We start from the raw sequence: 18,982 nt of genomic DNA, 5'->3' as shown, positions 1-18,982 counted from the left end.
ATGAGCGAATTCCAGACCATCCAGCTTGAGATCGACCCGCGCGGCGTAGCCACCCTGTGGCTGGACCGGGCGGAAAAGAACAACGCCTTCAATGCCGTCGTGATCGACGAACTGTTGCAGGCCATCGACCGCGTCGGCAGCGACCCGCAGGTCCGCCTGCTGGTGCTGCGCGGCCGTGGCCGGCACTTCTGCGGCGGTGCCGACCTGGCCTGGATGCAGCAGTCGGTGGACCTCGACTACCAGGGCAACCTGGCCGACGCCCAGCGCATCGCCGAACTCATGACCCATCTCTACAACCTGCCCAAGCCGACCCTGGCGGTGGTCCAGGGCGCGGTGTTCGGCGGCGGGGTCGGCCTGGTCAGTTGCTGCGACATGGCCATCGGCAGCGACGAGGCGACCTTCTGCCTGTCCGAGGTGCGCATCGGCCTGATCCCGGCGACCATCGCCCCGTTCGTGGTCAAGGCCATCGGCCAGCGCGCCGCGCGACGCTATTCGCTGACCGCCGAGCGCTTCGACGGACGCCGCGCCAGCGAACTGGGCCTGCTCAGCGAAAGCTGTCCCGCCGCCGAACTGGAAAGCCAGGCCGAGGCCTGGATCGCCAACCTGCTGCAAAACAGCCCGCGCGCCCTGGTCGCCTGCAAGGCGCTCTACCATGAGGTCGAGGCCGCCGAGCTGAGCCCGGCGCTGCGCCGCTACACCGAGGCGGCCATCGCCCGCATCCGCATCAGCCCGGAAGGCCAGGAAGGCCTGCGCGCCTTCCTGGAGAAACGCACGCCCGCCTGGAGAAACGACGCATGAACCCGGACTACCGCAGCATCCAGCGCATCCTGGTCGCCAACCGCGGCGAGATCGCCTGCCGGGTGATGCGCAGCGCGCGCGCCCTCGGCATCGGCAGCGTCGCCGTGCACAGCGACATCGACCGCCACGCCCGCCACGTCGCCGAAGCCGACATCGCCGTCGACCTGGGCGGCGCCAAGCCCGCCGACAGCTACCTGCGCGGCGACAGGATCATCGCCGCCGCCCTCGCCAGCGGCGCCCAGGCGATCCATCCCGGCTACGGCTTCCTCTCGGAGAACGCCGACTTCGCCCGCGCCTGCGAGGAAGCCGGCCTGCTCTTCCTCGGACCGCCGGCGGCGGCCATCGACGCCATGGGCAGCAAGTCGGCGGCCAAGGCGCTGATGGAAGAAGCCGGCGTGCCGCTGGTGCCCGGCTACCACGGCGAAGCCCAGGACGCCGAGACCTTCCGCCGGGAAGCCGGAAGGATCGGCTACCCGGTGCTGCTCAAGGCCGCCGCTGGCGGCGGCGGCAAGGGCATGAAGGTGGTGGAGCACGAGGCCGAGCTGGCCGAGGCCCTTTCCTCCGCCCAGCGCGAGGCCAAGGCCGCCTTCGGCGACGCGCGGATGCTGGTGGAGAAATACCTGCTGAAGCCGCGCCACGTGGAGATCCAGGTATTCGCCGACAGCCATGGCCACTGCCTGTACCTCAACGAACGCGACTGTTCGATCCAGCGCCGCCACCAGAAGGTCGTCGAGGAAGCCCCCGCCCCCGGTCTCGGCGCGGAACTGCGCCGGGCCATGGGCGAGGCCGCGGTACGTGCGGCGCAGGCGATCGGCTACGTCGGCGCCGGCACCGTCGAATTCCTCCTCGACGAACGCGGCCAGTTCTTCTTCATGGAAATGAACACCCGCCTGCAGGTGGAACACCCGGTCACCGAGGCCATCACCGGCCTCGACCTGGTCGCCTGGCAGATCCGCGTCGCTCGCGGCGAGGCGCTGCCGCTGACACAGGAACAGGTGCCGCTGAACGGCCACGCCATCGAAGTGCGGCTCTACGCGGAAGACCCCGAGGGCGGTTTCCTCCCCGCCAGCGGCCGCCTGGCGCTGTACCGCGAAGCGGCCGCCGGCCCCGGCCGGCGGGTCGACAGCGGGGTACGCGAAGGCGACGAGGTCTCGCCGTTCTACGACCCGATGCTGGCCAAGCTGATCGCCTGGGGCGAAACCCGCGAGGAAGCCCGCCAGCGCCTGCTGGCGATGCTGGCGGAAACCTCGGTCGGCGGCCTGCGCACCAACCTGGCATTCCTCCGCCGCATCCTCGGCCATCCGGCGTTCGCCGCCGCCGAACTGGACACCGGTTTCATCGCGCGCCACCAAGACGACCTGCTGCCGGCGCCGCAAGCGCTGCCGGAACACTTCTGGCAAGCCGCCGCCGATGCCTGGCTGCAGAGCGAAGCGGGCTACCGTCGCGACGACGACCCGTATTCGCCGTGGAGTCGCAACGACGGCTGGCGCAGCGCCCTGGCGCGGGAGTCCGACCTGATGCTGCGCTGCCGCGACGAACGCCGCTGCGTCCGCCTGCGCCACGCCAGCCCCAGCCAGTATCGCCTCGACGGCGACGACCTGGTCAGTCGGGTGGACGGTGTCACCCGTCGCTCGGCGGCGTTGCGCCGCGGACGCCAGTTGTTCCTCGAATGGGAGGGCGAACTGCTGGCCATCGAAGCCGTCGACCCGATCGCCGAGGCCGAGGCCGCCCATGCCCACCAGGGCGGTTTGAGCGCGCCGATGAACGGCAGTATCGTGCGGGTCCTGGTCGAGCCCGGCCAGACGGTCGAAGCCGGCGCCACCCTGGTGGTGCTGGAGGCGATGAAGATGGAACACAGCATCCGCGCGCCCCACGCCGGGGTAGTGAAGGCGCTGTATTGCAGCGAGGGCGAACTGGTCGAGGAAGGCACGCCGCTGGTGGAGCTGGACGAGAACCAGGCCTGACAGCCAAGACGAGGAACAGCATGAACCTGCCGAAGAAGGTCCGCCTGGTGGAGGTCGGTCCGCGCGACGGACTGCAGAACGAGAAACAGCCGATCGAGGTGGCCGACAAGATCCGCCTGGTCGATGACCTGAGCGCCGCCGGCCTGGACTACATCGAAGTGGGCAGCTTCGTCTCGCCCAAGTGGGTGCCGCAGATGGCCGGCTCGGCCGAGGTGTTCGCCGGCATCCGCCAGCGTCCCGGCGTGACCTACGCGGCGCTGGCGCCGAACCTGAAAGGCTTCGAGGCGGCGCTGGAGTCGGGGGTGAAGGAAGTGGCGGTGTTCGCCGCCGCGTCGGAAGCCTTCTCCCAGCGCAACATCAACTGCTCGATCAAGGACAGCCTGGAGCGCTTCGTACCGGTGCTGGAGGCGGCGCGCCAGCACCAGGTGCGGGTGCGCGGCTACATTTCCTGCGTGCTCGGCTGTCCCTACGACGGCGATGTCGATCCGCGCCAGGTCGCCTGGGTCGCCCGCGAACTCCAGCAGATGGGCTGCTACGAGGTGTCCCTGGGCGACACCATCGGCGTCGGCACCGCCGGCGCCACCCGCCGGCTGATCGAGGCGGTGGCCAGCGAGGTTCCCCGCGAGCGCCTCGCCGGGCACTTCCACGACACCTACGGGCAAGCCCTGGCGAACATCTACGCCAGCCTGCTGGAAGGCATCGCGGTATTCGACAGCTCGGTGGCCGGCCTCGGCGGTTGTCCCTACGCCAAGGGCGCCACCGGCAACGTCGCCAGCGAAGACGTCCTCTACCTGCTGAACGGCCTGGAGATCCATACCGGGGTCGACATGCACGCCCTGGTCGACGCCGGCCAGCGCATCTGCGCGGTGCTCGGCAAGAGCAACGGGTCGCGAGCGGCGAAGGCGTTGCTGGCCAAGGCCTGAGAAGCGGCGGATAACCGCGAGCGGTTATCCGCCCTACCCGACGTCGCGCCCAGGCTCGGAGACTGCGTCATCCACCCTGGGTGCCGTCATACCCCATCCGCCAACTGATAGCCCGAGTCGTCGCAAGCAGCCGTTCCGCCGCTGGCCCCTGCTCCTCGGCCTGGAAGATGCTCGCCGGGCCGACCACCGTGAGCACCGCCGCCACCCGCCCGCGGGCATCGAACACCGGCGCCGAGAGCGCTTCCACCCCAGGCATCAGCAGCCCATGGATCGCATGCAGGCCGCGCGCGCGGATGCCCTCCAGCAGCACCGCATAGGCCGCCGGGTCGGCCAGCGGATGGTCGGCGCGCCCGGCCAACTCTTCCTCGCGCAGCTCGGCCACCTCGCGTTCCGGCAGGAACGCGGCGAACACCAGGCCGGTGGACGAACCGAGCAGCGGCAGCACCGAGCCGACCTGGGTGACCACCGTCACCGCGCGCACCGCCTGTTCCACCTGTACCACGGTGGCGCCACGGTTGCCCCAGACGGCGAGGAAGCAGGTCTCGTTGAGCACGTCGCGCAGCTCGGCCAGCGGCGCGGCGGCGCTCTTCAGCACGTCCATGCTGTCCAGCGCCGCCAGGCCGACGCGCAACGCCTCGCGCCCCAGCGAGTAATGGTTGGTGGAGGCGTCCTGGACCGCGAAGCCGCTGGCGATCAACGCCTGCAGGTAGCGATGGACCTTGCTCGCCGGCATCCCCACATGCTCCGCCAGGCGCGACAGCGAGGTCGCCGGGGAGAGTTCGGCGAGGGCCTTGAGGATATCGGTACCGACTTCGGCGGAGCGGACCTTCTGCTTGCCAGAGGTTTCGGCGGGACTGCTGTTCTTTTCCATGGACGCGGGTTCCTGCGGGCGGGGTCGACGTTATAGCTTGACGCTGCCATCCACTCAAATTACGTTATGCGTAATTGAATTACGATAAAAATAACGCAGCCAGCGTGCCAGGTCCCCGGCGGATCGGCGGCAAGCTGCCCCCACTCCCCGGAGGCCTCAGATGAACCTCGACTCCACTGCCCTCGCCTATCAATCGGGCTTCGGCAACGAATTCAGCAGCGAAGCGCTCCCCGGCGCCCTGCCGGTCGGCCAGAACTCCCCGCAGAAAGCGCCCTACGGCCTGTACGCCGAACTGCTCTCCGGCACCGCCTTCACCATGGCTCGCAGCGAGGCCCGGCGCACCTGGCTGTACCGCATCACGCCGTCGGCCAAGCATCCGCCGTTCCGCCGCCTGGAACGACAGATCGCCGGTGCCGAACTGGATGCGCCGACCCCCAACCGCCTGCGCTGGGACCCGCTGGCACTGCCCGAGCAGCCCACCGACTTCCTCGACGGCCTGCTGCGCATGGCCGCCAACGCGCCCGGCGACAAGCCCGCCGGCGTGAGCATCTACCAGTACCTGGCCAACCGCTCGATGGAGCGTTGCTTCTACGACGCCGACGGCGAACTGCTGCTGGTCCCGCAGTTGGGCCGCCTGCGCCTGTGCACCGAACTCGGCGCGCTGCAGGTCGAACCGCTGGAGATCGCGGTGATCCCGCGCGGGATGAAGTTCCGCGTCGAGCTGCTCGACGGCGAGGCACGCGGCTATATCGCCGAGAACCACGGCGCGCCGCTGCGCCTGCCCGACCTCGGCCCGATCGGCAGCAATGGCCTGGCCAATCCGCGCGACTTCCTGGCCCCGGTGGCGCGCTACGAAGACAGCCGCCAGCCGCTGCAACTGGTGCAGAAATACCTCGGCGAGCTGTGGGCCTGCGAGCTTGACCACTCGCCGCTGGACGTGGTCGCCTGGCACGGCAACAACGTGCCCTACAAGTACGACCTGCGCCGCTTCAACACCATCGGCACGGTCAGCTTCGACCACCCGGACCCGTCGATCTTCACCGTGCTGACCTCCCCCACCAGCGTCCACGGCCTGGCCAACATCGACTTCGTGATCTTCCCGCCGCGCTGGATGGTGGCCGAGAACACCTTCCGTCCGCCATGGTTCCACCGCAACCTGATGAACGAATTCATGGGCCTGATCCAGGGCGCCTATGACGCCAAGGCCGGCGGCTTCGTGCCCGGCGGCGCCTCGCTGCACAGTTGCATGAGCGCCCACGGCCCGGACGCGGAAAGCTGCGACAAGGCCATCGCCGCCGACCTCAAGCCGCACAGGATCGACCAGACCATGGCCTTCATGTTCGAGACCAGCCAGGTCCTCCGGCCGAGCCGTGCCGCCCTCGAGACGCCGGCCCTGCAGAATGACTACGATGCCTGCTGGGCGTCGCTCGTATCCACCTTCAACCCGCAACGGAGATAACCCCATGAACCAGCCAACCCCCACTCGTAGCTGGGTCGCCTCCGCCAATGGGCATGCCGACTTTCCCCTGCAAAACCTGCCGCTGGGCATCTTCAGCCGTGCCGGCCTGAGCCCGCGTTGCGGCGTGGCCATCGGCGACTCGATCCTCGACCTGGACGCGGCGCTGGCCGCCGGCCTGTTCGAGGGGGCCGCCGGCGAAGCCGCCGAAGCCACCCGCGGCGGCGCGCTGAACGCCTTCTTCGCCCTCGGCAAACCGGCCCGCGTGGCGCTGCGCCAGCGCCTGCTGGAGCTGCTCGGCGAAGGCGCCGCGGAGCGCCCGGAGCTGCTCCATGCGGCCGCCGAGTGCCAAATGCACCTACCGGCCAGGATCGGCGACTACACCGACTTCTACGTCGGCATCCGCCATGCCGAGAACGTCGGCAAGCTGTTCCGCCCGGACAACCCGCTGCTGCCCAACTACAAGCACGTGCCCATCGGCTACCACGGCCGCGCCTCGACCGTGCGCGTCTCCGGCAGCGAAGTGCGCCGGCCCAACGGCCAGACCCTGCCGGCCGGCGCCAGCGAGCCGGTGTTCGGTCCCTGTGCGCGTCTGGACTACGAACTGGAGCTAGGCATCTGGATCGGCCAGGGCAACGCCCTCGGCGAAGCCATCCCGGTTTCCCGCGCCGCCGAGCACATCGCCGGCTTCTGCCTGCTCAACGACTGGTCGGCGCGCGACATCCAGGCCTGGGAATACCAGCCGCTCGGCCCGTTCCTGTCGAAGAGCTTCATCACCAGCGTTTCGCCCTGGGTGGTCACCGCCGAAGCCCTGGAGCCGTTCCGCCGCGCCCAGCCAGCGCGCCCCGAAGGCGACCCGCGGCCGCTGCCGTATCTTTACGACGACAACGACCAGGCCCACGGCGCCTTCGACATCGAACTGGAGGTCCTGCTGCTCACCGAGGGCCTGCGCGAGAAAGGCCTGCCGCCGCAGCGCCTGACCCTGAGCAACAGCCTGAGCATGTACTGGACGGTGGCGCAGATGGTCGCCCACCACAGCGTCAATGGCTGCCAGTTGCAGCCCGGCGACCTGTTCGGCTCCGGCACCCTGTCCGGCGCCGAGCCCGGCCAGTTCGGCTCGCTGCTGGAGATCACCGCTGGCGGCAAGCAGCCGGTGCAACTGGCCTCCGGCGAGACCCGGCGCTTCCTCGAGGACGGCGACGAGGTCATCCTCCGCGCCCGCTGCAAGCGCGAGGGACACGTCTCGATCGGTTTCGGCGAATGTCGCGGCAAAGTGCTCGCGGCCCATCCGGGGGCGCGCGGATGAAGCTCTATACCTACTACCGTTCCACCTCCTCCTACCGGGTGCGCATCGCCCTGGCGCTGAAGGGGCTGGACTACCAGTCGCTGCCGGTCAACCTGGTCCGCGACGGCGGCGAACACCGCCAACCCGCCTACCTGGCGCTCAACCCGCAGGGCCGCGTACCGGCCCTGCAGGTCGACGAGGGCGAGCTGCTGATCCAGTCGCCGGCGATCATCGAGTACCTCGAGGAGCGCTACCCGCACCCCGCCCTGCTCTCCAGCGATCCGCTGCGCCGCGCCCACGAGCGCGGAGTCGCGGCGCTGGTCGGCTGCGACATCCACCCGTTGCACAACGCCAGCGTGCTCAACCTGCTGCGCCAGTGGGGACACGACGAAGAGCAGGTCCGGCAGTGGATCGGCCACTGGGTCGGCCAGGGTCTCGCCGCCGTCGAGCAACTGATCGGCGACCAGGGTTGGTGCTTCGGCGACCGGCCAGGCCTGGCCGACGTCTACCTGGTCCCGCAGCTCTACGCCGCCGAGCGCTTCGGCGTGGCGCTGGACGCCTGGCCACGGATCCGCCGGGTCGCCGACCTGGCCGCCGCTCATCCGGCGTTCCGCCAGGCCCATCCGGCCAACCAGCCGGACACCCCGGCCGCCTGAGGGACCGCAGAGTCCCGCTCCTGAAGATAAAGGGGGGCGTCCGCCGGACGCCCCATCACCGATAAGAACCTCAGGTACCTTGCGATGCACAACCAGATCGCCAGCTTTCGCGCGGCGCTCGACGCGCGCCCCGTGTCCCGCTACCAGTGGCTGTTGCTGCTGCTCCTCGCCCTGTTGTTGGTCACCGATGGCTACGATGCCCAGGTGCTCGGCTACGTGGTGCCGACCCTGGCCCAGGAATGGGGCCTGGACAAGGCCGCGTTCGGCCCGGTGTTCAGCGCCAACCTGTTCGGCCTGACCGTCGGTTCGCTGCTGGTGACGCCGCTGGCGGACCGCTTCGGCATCCGCCGGGTGCTGCTCTGCTGCGTGCTGATCTACGCCAGCCTGACCGTCCTGATGGTCTTCGCCGGTTCCCTGGAAAGCCTGATGCTGGCGCGCTTCGTCTGCGGCATCGGAATGGGCGGGGCGATGCCCAGCGCCATGGCGCTGATGGCCGAGTATTCGCCACCGCGCCTGCGTACCCTGATGGTCACCCTGGCGGCCTGCGGTTTCTCCTTCGGCGGCGCCGCCGGCGGTTTCGTCGCCGCCGCCTTCATGGACGGCTTCGGCTGGCAGGCGGTGTTCCTCGCCGGCGGCGTCACCCCGTTGCTGCTGTTCCCCTTCCTCCTCCTGTTCCTCCCGGAGTCGCTGCCGCGCCTGCTCCGCGACGCACCGCCCTATGCCCGCCTGCGCCAGCTCAGCGAGCGTATGGCGCCGGGCTGGCAGCCGCCGCCGGCACAGGCCGACGCCGAGCCGGCGGCGAGCCTGACCGTGCTGGAGCTGTTCCGCCACGGTTACGCGCGGCCGACCCTGCTGCTCTGGGCGACCTTCTTCGTCAGCCTGATCCTGCTCTACTTCATGGTCAGCTGGCTGCCCTCGCTGCTCCAGGAAAGCGGCCTGACACGCAATGCGGCGAACCTGGCGACCTCGATGTTCCTCTTCGCCGGCACCCTCGGCGCGATGCTCCTGGCCTGGCTCGCCGACCGCCTGCGCAGCAAGGTCCGCCTGCTGGCGGCGATTCTCGCCGGCGCCGCGCTGTTCACCCTGCTCCTCGGCCTCAACCACGACCAGCCGCGCTGGCTGCTGGCGTTCGTCTTCGCCGCCGGCTTCTGCATCATCGGCGGGCAGTTGACCCTGAACGCCTTCGCCAGCAACTTCTACCCGGCCCAGGTACGCGCCACCGGCACCGGCTGGGCGCTGGGCGTGGGCCGCTTCGGTTCGATCCTCGGCCCACTGTTCGGCAGCCTGCTGCTGGGCATGCACATATCCGTGGAGAACATCTTCATGCTTGCGGCGATTCCCGCCGGGCTCGCCGCGCTACTGATCCTCCAGGTCCGCTCGCCCGCCGCCCAGGCGCAGCGGGAAAGCGCCGCCGCGCTGGCCGTCGAGGAATCCTGAGCCTTCACCGCGAGCGGCTTCCCGGCTACAGTGGCGGGCCGTTTCGCCGTCCGCCGCAGGAGCCGCCGATGAACGACGCCGACAGCCTCCAGGATTACCAACGCGTACGCCAGCAGGCGATCCGTTCGCTGTTCGAGATCGTCGAAGGCTCCAGCGAAGGCACGGTGATCGTCGACCGCGAGGCCCGCATCGTCTGGATCAACCAGCGCTACGCCCAGCGTTTCGGCCTCGCCGACCCGGCGCAGGCCATCGGCCGGCCCTGCGAAAGCGTGATCCCCGGTAGCCTGCTGCGCGAGGTGGTAGGCAGCGGCAAGCCGATCCTGCTGGACATGATGGACAGCGCGAAGGACCCGCTGGTGGTGATGCGCCTGCCGATCCACGACGACGCCGGCGAGGTGATCGGCGCCATCGGCTTCGCCCTGCTCGACGAACTGCGTTCGCTGTCGCCGCTGGTGACCCGCTACCTGAGCATGCAGCGCGAACTGGCCTCGACCCGCTCGCAATTGCAGGCGCGCCAGGCCAAGTACAGCTTCAGCCACTTCGTCGGCACCAGTCCGGCCAGCCTGGAAGTCAAGCGCCGCGCCCGTCGTGGCGCGGCCAGCGAAGCGCCGGTGCTGTTGCTCGGCGAGACCGGCACCGGCAAGGAACTGCTCGCCCACGCCATCCACAGCGCTTCGCCGCGGGCGCACAAGGCCTTCGTCAGCGTGAACGCCGCGGCGATCCCGGAAAGCCTGCTGGAGGCCGAATTCTTCGGTACCGCCCCGGGGGCCTTCACCGGTGCCGAGCGCAAGGGCCGGCCAGGCAAGTTGCAGGTGGCCCAGGGCGGCACGTTGTTCCTCGACGAGATCGGCGACATGCCGCTGGCCTTGCAAGGCAAGCTGTTGCGCGTGCTACAGGAGAAAGAGTTCGAAGCGGTGGGTTCCAACGAAGTGATCCGCAGCGACATCCGCCTGGTCGCCGCCACTTCCATCGACCTGCAGCAGGCGATGCGCGAAGGCCGTTTCCGCGCTGACCTCTACTACCGGCTGAACGTCCTGCCGATCGAGATCCCACCGTTGCGCCAGCGCCTGGACGACCTCCCGGCGCTCTGCGAGTCGATCCTCGACAGCCTCGACCACGGCCGTCTCCACGAACTCGGCGACGACGCCCTGGCGCTGCTCGCCCGGCATGCCTGGCCGGGCAATGTTCGCGAACTGCGCAACGTGCTGGAACGCGCGCTGCTGCTGGCCGACCAACCGTTGCTGGACGCCGCCGCCCTCGGCGCGGCGCTGGGCCCCCTGCAACCGCTGCCGGAGCTGCCTCGAGCGGCGGACGACAGGCCGGTCGGGGATTTCCAACAGGCCCGCGAAGCCTTCGAGCGCGACCTGATCGGACGGGCCCTGGCACAGAGTGCCGGCAATGTGGTGGAAGCGGCGAAACGCCTGGGCCTGGGTCGCTCGACCCTGTACAAGAAGATCGTGGCGCTGGGCATGCGTCTCGATAACGGGACCCGTCTCGAAATAGAGACGAACTGAGACCTGCATAGCCACGGCACTTTCGCTCGATTACGTCTCCATTTTGAGACAACGCTGTTCCCCACGCTCCCCTTCGTCTCGCCGCAGCCCGCGAAAACCGCGATTCTGTGGCCTGGCACGGTTATCGCAACGCGCCTTTCCGACGGCCCTGCCCCGTTCCAGGCCGTCACGCCGGTGCCCGCACCGTTCGACAACAAGAAACAGGCCCGGAGCGCCCTTCCCCATGCGGAGCGCGCCCCGCAGCGCCGTGGAGATATGCCCGATGAGCGTGATCATCGCCCTTGCCGCCCTGGGCCTGCTGATGCTGGCCGCCTACCGCGGCTACAGCGTCATCCTGTTCGCCCCCCTCGCCGCCCTCGGCGCCGTCCTGCTCACCGATCCCAGCGCGGTCGCGCCGACCTTCACCGGGGTGTTCATGGAGAAGATGGTCGGTTTCATCAAGCTTTACTTCCCGGTATTCCTGCTTGGCGCGGTGTTCGGCAAGCTGATCGAGCTGGCCGGCTTCTCCCGCTCCATCGTCGCGGCGGCGATCCGCCTGCTCGGCACCCGCCAGGCGATGCTGGTGATCGTACTGGTCTGCGCGCTGCTCACCTACGGCGGCGTCTCGCTGTTCGTGGTGGTGTTCGCGGTCTACCCGTTCGCCGCGGAGATGTTCCGCCAGAGCGACATCCCCAAGCGGTTGATTCCGGCGACCATCGCCCTCGGCGCGTTTTCCTTCACCATGGACGCGCTGCCCGGCACCCCGCAGATCCAGAACATCATCCCCTCGACCTTCTTCGGCACCCACGCCTGGGCCGCGCCCTGGCTCGGCACCCTCGGCGCGCTGTTCGTCTTCGCCGTGGGCATGCTCTACCTGCGATGCCAGGCGAACAAGGCGCGGCGCAACGGCGAAGGCTACGGCAGCGACCTGCGCAACGAGCCGGAGACCGCCGATGACCTGCGCCTGCCGAATCCCTGGCTGGCGCTCTCGCCGCTGATGCTGGTCGGGGTCGCCAACCTGCTGTTCACCCACTGGATCCCGCAATGGTACGGCCAGGTCCATACCCTGCAACTGGCCGGCATGGCCACGCCGTTGCAGACCGAGGTCGGCAAGCTCACCGCGATCTGGGCAGTGCAGGCGGCCCTGCTGCTGGGCATCCTGCTGGTGCTGGCGAGCGGCTTCGCGGCGATCCGCAGCCGCCTCGCCGAAGGCACCCGCAGCGCGGTGGCCGGCTCGCTGCTGGCGGCGATGAACACCGCCTCGGAATACGGCTTCGGTGCGGTGATCGCCTCGCTGCCGGGCTTCCTGGTGCTGGCCGACGCGCTCAAGAGCATTCCCAATCCGCTGGTCAACGAAGCGATCACCGTCACCCTGCTGGCCGGCATCACCGGTTCCGCGTCGGGCGGCATGAGCATCGCCCTGGCGGCGATGTCCGATACCTTCATCGCCGCCGCCAACGCCGCGCAGATCCCCCTGGAAGTCCTCCACCGGGTCGCCGCCATGGCCAGCGGCGGGATGGATACCCTGCCGCACAACGGCGCGGTGATCACCCTCCTGGCGGTCACCGGCCTGACCCATCGGGAGGCGTACAAGGACATTTTCGGTATTACCCTGATCAAGACCCTGGCGGTGTTCTTCGTCATCGGACTGTTCTACGCCACCGGCCTGGTCTGATCCGCCCTTTTTTCATCCAGCGGGAGAAACAGCATGACCCTGAAAGGCAAGACCGCCCTGGTCACCGGTTCCACCAGCGGCATCGGCCTGGGCATCGCCCTGAGCCTGGCCGAGGCCGGCGCCGACCTGCTCCTCAACGGCTTCGGCGAGGTCGACGCGGCGCTGGCGCAGGTCCGCGCCCACGGCGTGCGCGCAGAGCACCACCCGGCCGACCTCTCCAGCCCGGAGCAGATCGGCGAACTGATGGCCTTCGCCGAGCGGACCTTCGGCGGCGTCGACATCCTCGTCAACAACGCCGGCATCCAGTACGTGGCGCCGGTGCAGGAATTCCCCATGGAACGCTGGGACGCGATCATCGCGATCAACCTGTCCTCGGTGTTCCATACCACCCGCCTGGCCCTGCCGGGCATGCTCGCGCGCGGCTGGGGGCGGATCGTCAACGTCGCCTCGACCCACGGGCTGGTCGCCTCAGCCGGGAAGAGCGCCTACGTCGCCGCCAAGCATGGCGTGCTCGGCCTGACCAAGAGTGTGGCGCTGGAAACGGCGCGCACGCCGGTGACCTGCAACGCCATCTGCCCCGGCTGGGTGCTGACCCCGCTGGTGCAGAAGCAGATCGACACGCGCATCGCCGAGGGCGTCTCGCCCGAACAGGCGGAACACGACCTGCTGGCGGAAAAGCAACCCTCGCTGGCCTTCGTCACCCCCGAGCAACTCGGCGGACTGACGCTGTTCCTTTGCAGCGAAGCCGCCGACCAGGTGCGCGGCGCGGCCTGGAACATGGATGGCGGCTGGGTGGCGCAGTAGCCGGGGCGGCCAGCCTCTCCCCAGACCCTCTCCCTGAAGGGAGAGGGAACCATCCGGAGTTCGCCCGCCCCATTGCGTAGGGCGGATAACGCCACAGGCGTTATCCGCCGATACCTCGTCTCCCGGCGCGGCTGCCCGGTCCCCAACCTCCTCCCTGAAGGGAGAGGAAGTTATCGGGGGTGGCGATGCGCTACGGCATCACCGGCGGGATGTACGCCAGGGTGCTGCCCAGGGCCCAGAGCAGCACCAGCACCAGCGGGATGTGCACCAGCAACTGGACGAACGAGAAGCCGATCAGGTCGCGCGCCTTCAGCCCCAGCACGCCGAGCAACGGCAGCATGTAGAACGGGTTGATCAGGTTCGGCAGCGCCTCGGCGGCGTTGTAGATCTGCACCGCCCAGCCGAGGTGGTATTGCAGCTCGTTGGCCACCTGCATCACGTACGGCGCCTCGATGATCCACTTGCCGCCGCCGGAGGGAATGAAGAAGCCCAGCACCGCCGAGTACACGCCCATCAGCAGCGCGTAGGTGTCGTGGGAGGCGATCTGTACGAAGAAGGTCGAGATATGGTGGGCCAGGGTCTCGCCGTCGCTGCCGTTGACCGTGGTCATGATCGCCGCGATCGAGCCGTACAGCGGGAACTGGATCAGCACCCCGGTGGTGGTCGGCACCGCGCGCGCCACCGCGTCGAGGAAGCTGCGCGGGCGCCAGTGCAGCAACGCGCCGAGCATCAGGAACAGCAGGTTATAGGTGTTCAACCCGGAGATCGCCAGGATCGCCGGCTTGGTCGAGAACTCGTGGACCAGCCAGCCGCCGGCCAGCAGTACCAGCAGGATGATCAGCAACGGGCTGTGCTCCAGCCACTCGCCGGGCCGGGTCGGCGCCAGCCTGGCCGGAGCGGTGAAGCTCACGTCGACCCCGCAATCCTTGGCGTCGCGGGCGCTGGCGGCGCTCGGCGCGGTCATGTAGGCGATCACCAGCGAGACCAGGATCAGCGCCAGCAGCATGACCCCGGACTGCCAGAGGAAGATGGTCTCGGTGAACGGGATCACCCCGGTGATCGCCAGGATCGACGGTGGCAGGCTGGCCGGGTTGGCCTGCAACTGCGCGGCCGACGACGACAGGCCCAGCGCCCACACCGCGCCCAGGCCGAGGTAGGCCGCGGCGCCGGCGGCGCGGTAGTCCATGCGCAGGTCGCTGCGGCGCGCCAGGGCGCGTACCAGCAGGCCGCCGAAGACCAGGCTGAGGCCCCAGTTGAGCAGCGAGGCGAGCATCGACACCAGCGCCACCCAGCAGACCGCCGAGCGGCCATTCTTCGGCACCCGCGCGAGCAGGTCGATGAGACGCGAGGCGGGGCCTGAACTGGCCACCACATAGCCGCCGATGACCACGAAGGCCATCTGCATGGTGAACGGGATCAGGCTCCAGAAACCGTCGCCGAAGGCTTTCGCCGTGGCGGTCGGTCCGGCGCCCATGGCCAGCGCGGCCAGGCTGACGATGAGGATGGCCAGGGCGGCGAACACCCAGGAGTCGGGAAACCAGCGCTCGGCCCAGTTCGAGCAACGCATGGCGAAGCGCGCGGAGCGGCTTTCTTGGATGGGAAGGATAGCGGTCATCGCGGATTCTCTCGGTTTTATTGTTATTCGGCGACTACGGGGCCGCCTGTGTGTGCTACGGCTCCCTGGGCACCCGGCCGTCCCGAGGGGCGGAACGGTACGGGGCCGGTCGGACGGTCAAGGCCGTCCGCCGCTCGTTCCCTGGACACGAGCGCGCCATGCCCCCGCGAAAGGACATGGCGCGATCACGCCGCGAGCGGCAGGTCGATGGATCAGTCGCGGGCCAGGGTCAGGGCGACGCCCTGCCCGCCGCCGATGCACAGGGTGGCGAGGCCCTTCTTCGCGTCGCGACGGATCATCTCGTACAGCAGGGTCACCAGCACCCGGCAGCCGGACGCGCCGATCGGGTGGCCAAGGGCGATGGCGCCGCCGTTGACGTTGACCCTGGCGGCATCCCAGCCCAGTTCCCGGCCCACCGCCAGGGACTGCGCGGCGAAGGCCTCGTTGGCCTCGATCAGGTCCAGTTGCTCCAGGCTCCAGCCAGCCTTGTCGAGCGCGCGACGGCTGGCGGAGACCGGGCCGATGCCCATGATCGCCGGGTCGACCCCGGCGCTGGCGTAGCTGGCGATCCGCGCCAGCACCGGCAGGCCCAGGGCCTTGGCCTTGGCCGCGCTCATCAGCAATACCGCGGCGGCACCGTCGTTGAGGCTGGAGGCGTTGCCGGCGGTGACGCTGCCGTCCTTCCTGAAGGCCGGCTTGAGCTTGGCCAGGGCCTCGACGGTGGTGCCGGCGCGCGGCTGCTCGTCGGTGTCGAAGCTCAGCGGCTCGCCCTTGCGCTGCGGGACCTGGATCGGCGTGATCTCGTCGCGGAAGCGCCCGCCCTCGATGGCGGCGATGGCTTTCTGCTGCGAAGCGGCGGCGAAGGCGTCCTGCTCCTCGCGGGTCAGGCCGTACTTCTCCGCCAGGTTCTCGGCGGTGATGCCCATGTGGTAGTCGTTGAAGGCGTCCCACAGGCCGTCCTCGATCATGCTGTCGACCAGCTTCGCATGGCCCATGCGCAGGCCAGTGCGGGCGCCGGGCATGACGTAGGGCGCCAGGCTCATGTTCTCCTGGCCGCCGGCGACGATCACCTCGGCGTCGCCGCAGCGGATCGCCTGGGCGCCCAGGTGCAGGGCCTTGAGGCCGGAGCCGCAGACCTTGTTCAGGGTCATGGCCGGCACGCCGACCGGCAGGCCGGCCTTGATCGCCGCCTGGCGCGCCGGGTTCTGCCCGGACCCGGCGGTGAGCACCTGGCCGAGGATCACTTCGTCGACCTGGCCGGCATCGAGACCGGTCTGTTCGAGCAGGCGGCGGATCACCGCGGCGCCCAGCTCGGGGGCGGGAATGCCGGCCAGCGAGCCCTGGAAGCTGCCGACGGCGGTACGGGTAGCGGCGACGATGACGACGTCTTGCATGGATGGTTCTCCTGGATTCGCCCGTGGCCGGGCCGAATCGCTGCGGGTGGACGTAGGCGGTGCGACAGCCTCCTATCCTACGCCCTCTGGAAAGGACGGTCCGCGCGGCCGGCGCCTTGCGTGGAGGCGCCGGCCGCGCGGGCCGCGATTCAGAAACTCATTTCCGGCACGTGTTCGGGGACGATCAGCTTGCCGGCGGTCTTCGCCACGATCTCCTCGACGCTGACCCCGGGGGCGCGCTCGCGGAGGATGAAAGCGCCGTCCTCGATCTCCAGGTAGGCCAGGTCGGTGAGCACCTTGCGAATGCAGCCGCAACCGGTCAGCGGCAGGGTGCAGTACGGCAGCAGCTTGGACTCGCCGTCCTTGGAGGCGTGGGTCATGGTGACGATGATGTTCTCGGCGCCGGCCACCAGGTCCATGGCGCCGCCCATGCCCTTGACCAGCTTGCCGGGGATCATCCAGGAGGCGATGTTGCCGCGCACGTCCACCTCGAAGGCACCGAGCACGGTGAGGTCGACGTGGCCGCCACGGATCATGGCGAAGGACTGCGCCGAGTCGAAGATCGACGCGCCGACGCGGGCGGTCACGGTCTGCTTGCCGGCGTTGATCATGTCGGCGTCGACTTCCGCCTCGCTGGGGAACGCGCCCATGCCGAGCAGGCCGTTCTCCGACTGGAGCATGACGTCGATGCCCTCCGGTACGTAGTTGGCCACCAGGGTCGGGATGCCGATGCCGAGGTTGACGTAGTAGCCGTCCTTCAATTCGCGCGCCACGCGCTGCGCCATCTGTTCGCGGGTAAGTGCCATCTGGGGAAACCTCTTGTCGTTGTAGCGGCCGCCGTCAGGCGCGCAGCGTGCGTTTCTCGATGCGTTTCTCGAAGCGACCCTGGATGATCCGGTCGACGTAGATGCCGGGGGTGTGGATCTGCGTCGGGTCCAGTTCGCCGGGCTCGACGATCTCCTCCACCTCGACCACCGTGATGCGCCCGGCGGTGGCGACCAGCGGGTTGAAGTTCTGCGCGGTGTGGCGATAGACGACGTTGCCGAAATGGTCGGCCTTCCAGCCCTTGACGATGGCGAAGTCGCCGGTGATGGCCGGTTCGAGGATGTAGTGGCGGCCATTGAACTCGCGCGCCTCCTTGCCCTCGGCGACCGGGGTGCCGTAGCCGGTGGCGGTGAAGAAGGCCGGGATGCCGGCGCCGCCGGCGCGGATCTTCTCGGCCAGCGAGCCTTGCGGGGTCAGTTCGACTTCCAGCTCGCCACTGAGCAGTTGTTGCTCGAACAGGGCGTTCTCGCCGACGTAGGAGGCGATCATCTTGCGGATCTGCCGGTCTTCCAGCAGCACGCCGAGGCCGAAACCGTCGACGCCGCAGTTGTTCGAGACCACCGTGAGGTCCCTGACCCCGCGCCGGCGGATTTCCGCGATCAGGTTCTCGGGAATCCCGCAGAGGCCGAAGCCCCCGGCGAGGACGGTCATGCCGTCGGTCAGGCCTTCGAGGGCCTCTTCGTAACTGCCTACTCGCTTGTCGAGTCCGCTCATGCTGCTGTGCCTCTTCCGGCTCTTGTGATTGTGCGTGCGGCAGTCTGACTGCCGGGTCGCACAGAGCTTCTCCGCTGCGGACTGATTTGTTAAGTTTGTTTTTCCAATCCATTGATGAGAAAAACAAATAAATGACCGTCAAGCAGTTGCGCGCCTTCCTCGCCGTGGCGCAGAGCCTCAGCTTCGCCCAGGCCGGCGAACGCCTGCACCTCTCCCAGCCGGCCCTGAGCCTGGCGATCAAGAGCCTGGAGGAAAGCCTCGGCGGTCCGCTGCTGGAACGTACCACCCGCAGCGTCAGCCTCACCCCCGAGGGCGAGACCCTGCTGCCGCTGGCGCTGCGCCTGCTGGCCGACTGGGACAATACCGAGGAATTGCTGCGCCAGCACTTCACCCTGCAACTGGGCAAGGTCTCCATCGCCGCCATGCCCTCCTTCGCCGGCAACCTGCTGCCGCTGGTCTTGAAGACCTTTCGCGAACGCCACCCGCGGGTCAACGTGGCGGTGCACGACGTGATCAACGAGCAGGTGCTGGAGATGGTCCGCAACCGACGCGTCGAGCTGGGCATCGCCTTCGAGCCGGAGTCCCTGGAAAACCTCGAGTTCACCCCGTTCTACAGCGACCGCTTCGTCGCCGTGGTGCCGACCGGCTCGCCGCTGTCCGGGCAGGAGCGGATCAGTTGGCGCGAACTGCTCGGCGAGCCCTTCATTACCCTGCAACGCCCCTCGGCGGTGCGCCTGCTCCTGGAAGAAAGCGTGGCCGCCGAGCACGGCCGCTTGCCGGTGGCGTTCGAGAGCCACCAACTGGTCACGGTCGGGCGGATGGTCGCCCAGGGACTGGGTGTCAGCGCCGTGCCGACCCTGTGCATCCAGCAGATGCAGGAACTCGGCGCGCGCTGCCTGCCGCTCTACGCGCCGCAGGTGCAGCGACGGGTCGGCCTGCTGCGGCTGAGCGAGCACAAGCTGTCCACCGCCGCCCAGGCCCTCAGCGACGTGCTGCTGCATGGCACCGACTGGCGCTCGCTGGCGCTGCCGCAGGACCAGTCCACGGAGTGAGGCAGGCAGCGGCGGGTCCG

16 protein-coding genes are annotated in these 18,982 nt (G+C 69.0%); 11 read left to right on the top strand and 5 right to left on the bottom strand.

Translation table 11 applies throughout. The features are described 5' to 3' along the window. From HMPREF2914_RS14365 to liuE, 3 genes are read left to right on the top strand one after another with little or no spacing between them, the layout of a single operon-like run. Positions 1 to 798: a gamma-carboxygeranoyl-CoA hydratase gene (locus HMPREF2914_RS14365; protein WP_003110689.1), complete on the top strand. Its 798-nt coding sequence runs from the start codon at positions 1 to 3 to the stop codon at positions 796 to 798. Then, positions 795 to 2,762 (top strand): methylcrotonyl-CoA carboxylase subunit alpha, encoded by a 1,968-nt coding sequence (gene liuD, locus HMPREF2914_RS14360; protein WP_009315622.1) that lies wholly within the window; start codon positions 795 to 797, stop codon positions 2,760 to 2,762. The genes HMPREF2914_RS14365 and liuD overlap by 4 nt, the downstream gene beginning before the upstream one ends. Positions 2,763 to 2,782: 20 nt before the next feature. Further along, positions 2,783 to 3,685, top strand: coding sequence for a bifunctional 3-hydroxy-3-isohexenylglutaryl-CoA lyase/hydroxymethylglutaryl-CoA lyase (liuE, locus tag HMPREF2914_RS14355; RefSeq protein WP_003088593.1), 903 nt, complete (start codon positions 2,783 to 2,785; stop codon positions 3,683 to 3,685). Between the two features lie 67 nt (positions 3,686 to 3,752). Here the strand turns inward: liuE and HMPREF2914_RS14350 are convergent, their stop codons facing one another. Beyond that, complete coding sequence (locus tag HMPREF2914_RS14350; RefSeq protein ID WP_003111362.1) at positions 3,753 to 4,556, bottom strand: IclR family transcriptional regulator; 804 nt, start codon at positions 4,554 to 4,556, stop codon at positions 3,753 to 3,755. Between the two features lie 160 nt (positions 4,557 to 4,716). Here HMPREF2914_RS14350 and hmgA point away from each other — a divergent pair, with 160 nt between their 5' ends. The 7 genes from hmgA to bdhA all read left to right on the top strand — a co-directional run bounded on the left by hmgA (position 4,717) and on the right by bdhA (position 13,362). Continuing rightward, positions 4,717 to 6,015 (top strand): homogentisate 1,2-dioxygenase, encoded by a 1,299-nt coding sequence (gene hmgA, locus HMPREF2914_RS14345; RefSeq protein ID WP_003088587.1) that lies wholly within the window; start codon positions 4,717 to 4,719, stop codon positions 6,013 to 6,015. 4 nt (positions 6,016 to 6,019) lie between these two features. After that, complete coding sequence (gene fahA, locus HMPREF2914_RS14340; RefSeq protein ID WP_003111363.1) at positions 6,020 to 7,318, top strand: fumarylacetoacetase; 1,299 nt, start codon at positions 6,020 to 6,022, stop codon at positions 7,316 to 7,318. Next, a complete protein-coding gene (maiA, locus tag HMPREF2914_RS14335) occupies positions 7,315 to 7,953 on the top strand; it encodes a maleylacetoacetate isomerase (RefSeq protein ID WP_003128823.1) in 639 nt (212 codons plus the stop codon). The genes fahA and maiA overlap by 4 nt, the downstream gene beginning before the upstream one ends. A gap of 84 nt (positions 7,954 to 8,037) precedes the next feature. Next, the gene (locus tag HMPREF2914_RS14330; protein WP_003088580.1) at positions 8,038 to 9,390 is read left to right on the top strand and encodes an MFS transporter; all 1,353 of its coding nucleotides are present in this window, start codon (positions 8,038 to 8,040) and stop codon (positions 9,388 to 9,390) included. Between the two features lie 68 nt (positions 9,391 to 9,458). Further along, positions 9,459 to 10,904, top strand: a complete 1,446-nt coding sequence (hbcR, locus tag HMPREF2914_RS14325; RefSeq protein WP_023091891.1) for a sigma-54-dependent transcriptional regulator HbcR — start codon at positions 9,459 to 9,461, stop codon at positions 10,902 to 10,904. 262 nt (positions 10,905 to 11,166) lie between these two features. Further along, entirely contained in the window at positions 11,167 to 12,558 is a 1,392-nt protein-coding gene (locus HMPREF2914_RS14320) for a GntP family permease (RefSeq protein WP_019726133.1), read from the top strand. Positions 12,559 to 12,591: 33 nt separating this feature from the next. Then, complete coding sequence (bdhA, locus tag HMPREF2914_RS14315; protein ID WP_023091892.1) at positions 12,592 to 13,362, top strand: 3-hydroxybutyrate dehydrogenase; 771 nt, start codon at positions 12,592 to 12,594, stop codon at positions 13,360 to 13,362. A 190-nt stretch (positions 13,363 to 13,552) separates the two neighbouring features. Here bdhA and HMPREF2914_RS14310 read toward each other — a convergent pair whose 3' ends face one another. The 4 genes from HMPREF2914_RS14310 to HMPREF2914_RS14295 all read right to left on the bottom strand — a co-directional run bounded on the left by HMPREF2914_RS14310 (position 13,553) and on the right by HMPREF2914_RS14295 (position 17,910). Beyond that, positions 13,553 to 14,977, bottom strand: a complete 1,425-nt coding sequence (locus HMPREF2914_RS14310) for a short-chain fatty acid transporter (protein ID WP_003088572.1) — start codon at positions 14,975 to 14,977, stop codon at positions 13,553 to 13,555. Positions 14,978 to 15,189: 212 nt separating this feature from the next. After that, on the bottom strand, positions 15,190 to 16,371 hold the full coding sequence (locus HMPREF2914_RS14305) for an acetyl-CoA C-acetyltransferase (RefSeq protein ID WP_003088570.1): 1,182 nt from the start codon (positions 16,369 to 16,371) through the stop codon (positions 15,190 to 15,192). Between the two features lie 149 nt (positions 16,372 to 16,520). After that, entirely contained in the window at positions 16,521 to 17,177 is a 657-nt protein-coding gene (locus HMPREF2914_RS14300) for a CoA transferase subunit B (RefSeq protein ID WP_003088567.1), read from the bottom strand. A 34-nt stretch (positions 17,178 to 17,211) separates the two neighbouring features. Continuing rightward, entirely contained in the window at positions 17,212 to 17,910 is a 699-nt protein-coding gene (locus HMPREF2914_RS14295) for a CoA transferase subunit A (protein ID WP_003088566.1), read from the bottom strand. Between the two features lie 131 nt (positions 17,911 to 18,041). Here HMPREF2914_RS14295 and HMPREF2914_RS14290 point away from each other — a divergent pair, with 131 nt between their 5' ends. Continuing rightward, positions 18,042 to 18,962 carry a LysR family transcriptional regulator gene (locus HMPREF2914_RS14290; protein WP_003088564.1) on the top strand — a complete coding sequence of 307 codons (921 nt, stop codon included), beginning with the start codon at positions 18,042 to 18,044 and terminating at the stop codon, positions 18,960 to 18,962. Positions 18,963 to 18,982 lie beyond the last annotated feature (20 nt).

The sequence above is a fragment of the Pseudomonas sp. HMSC067G02 genome (assembly GCF_001813485.1).
Taxonomy (GTDB): domain Bacteria; phylum Pseudomonadota; class Gammaproteobacteria; order Pseudomonadales; family Pseudomonadaceae; genus Pseudomonas; species Pseudomonas aeruginosa.
Note: the sequence above shows the minus strand (reverse complement) of the source record. Positions and strands in the feature narration are given on the sequence as shown.

Excerpts from the sequence above, each read along its gene's own strand:
- HMPREF2914_RS14320 (WP_019726133.1), top strand. The coding sequence starts at position 11,167 with ATGAGCGTGATCATCGCCCTTGCCGCCCTGGGCCTGCTGATGCTGGCC.
- liuD (WP_009315622.1), top strand. The coding sequence starts at position 795 with ATGAACCCGGACTACCGCAGCATCCAGCGCATCCTGGTCGCCAACCGC.
- HMPREF2914_RS14365 (WP_003110689.1), top strand. The coding sequence starts at position 1 with ATGAGCGAATTCCAGACCATCCAGCTTGAGATCGACCCGCGCGGCGTA.
- bdhA (WP_023091892.1), top strand. The coding sequence starts at position 12,592 with ATGACCCTGAAAGGCAAGACCGCCCTGGTCACCGGTTCCACCAGCGGC.
- liuE (WP_003088593.1), top strand. The coding sequence starts at position 2,783 with ATGAACCTGCCGAAGAAGGTCCGCCTGGTGGAGGTCGGTCCGCGCGAC.
- HMPREF2914_RS14350 (WP_003111362.1), bottom strand. The coding sequence starts at position 4,556 with ATGGAAAAGAACAGCAGTCCCGCCGAAACCTCTGGCAAGCAGAAGGTC.
- HMPREF2914_RS14300 (WP_003088567.1), bottom strand. The coding sequence starts at position 17,177 with ATGGCACTTACCCGCGAACAGATGGCGCAGCGCGTGGCGCGCGAATTG.
- HMPREF2914_RS14310 (WP_003088572.1), bottom strand. The coding sequence starts at position 14,977 with ATGACCGCTATCCTTCCCATCCAAGAAAGCCGCTCCGCGCGCTTCGCC.
- hbcR (WP_023091891.1), top strand. The coding sequence starts at position 9,459 with ATGAACGACGCCGACAGCCTCCAGGATTACCAACGCGTACGCCAGCAG.
- HMPREF2914_RS14290 (WP_003088564.1), top strand. The coding sequence starts at position 18,042 with ATGACCGTCAAGCAGTTGCGCGCCTTCCTCGCCGTGGCGCAGAGCCTC.
- HMPREF2914_RS14295 (WP_003088566.1), bottom strand. The coding sequence starts at position 17,910 with ATGAGCGGACTCGACAAGCGAGTAGGCAGTTACGAAGAGGCCCTCGAA.
- HMPREF2914_RS14330 (WP_003088580.1), top strand. The coding sequence starts at position 8,038 with ATGCACAACCAGATCGCCAGCTTTCGCGCGGCGCTCGACGCGCGCCCC.
- fahA (WP_003111363.1), top strand. The coding sequence starts at position 6,020 with ATGAACCAGCCAACCCCCACTCGTAGCTGGGTCGCCTCCGCCAATGGG.
- hmgA (WP_003088587.1), top strand. The coding sequence starts at position 4,717 with ATGAACCTCGACTCCACTGCCCTCGCCTATCAATCGGGCTTCGGCAAC.
- maiA (WP_003128823.1), top strand. The coding sequence starts at position 7,315 with ATGAAGCTCTATACCTACTACCGTTCCACCTCCTCCTACCGGGTGCGC.
- HMPREF2914_RS14305 (WP_003088570.1), bottom strand. The coding sequence starts at position 16,371 with ATGCAAGACGTCGTCATCGTCGCCGCTACCCGTACCGCCGTCGGCAGC.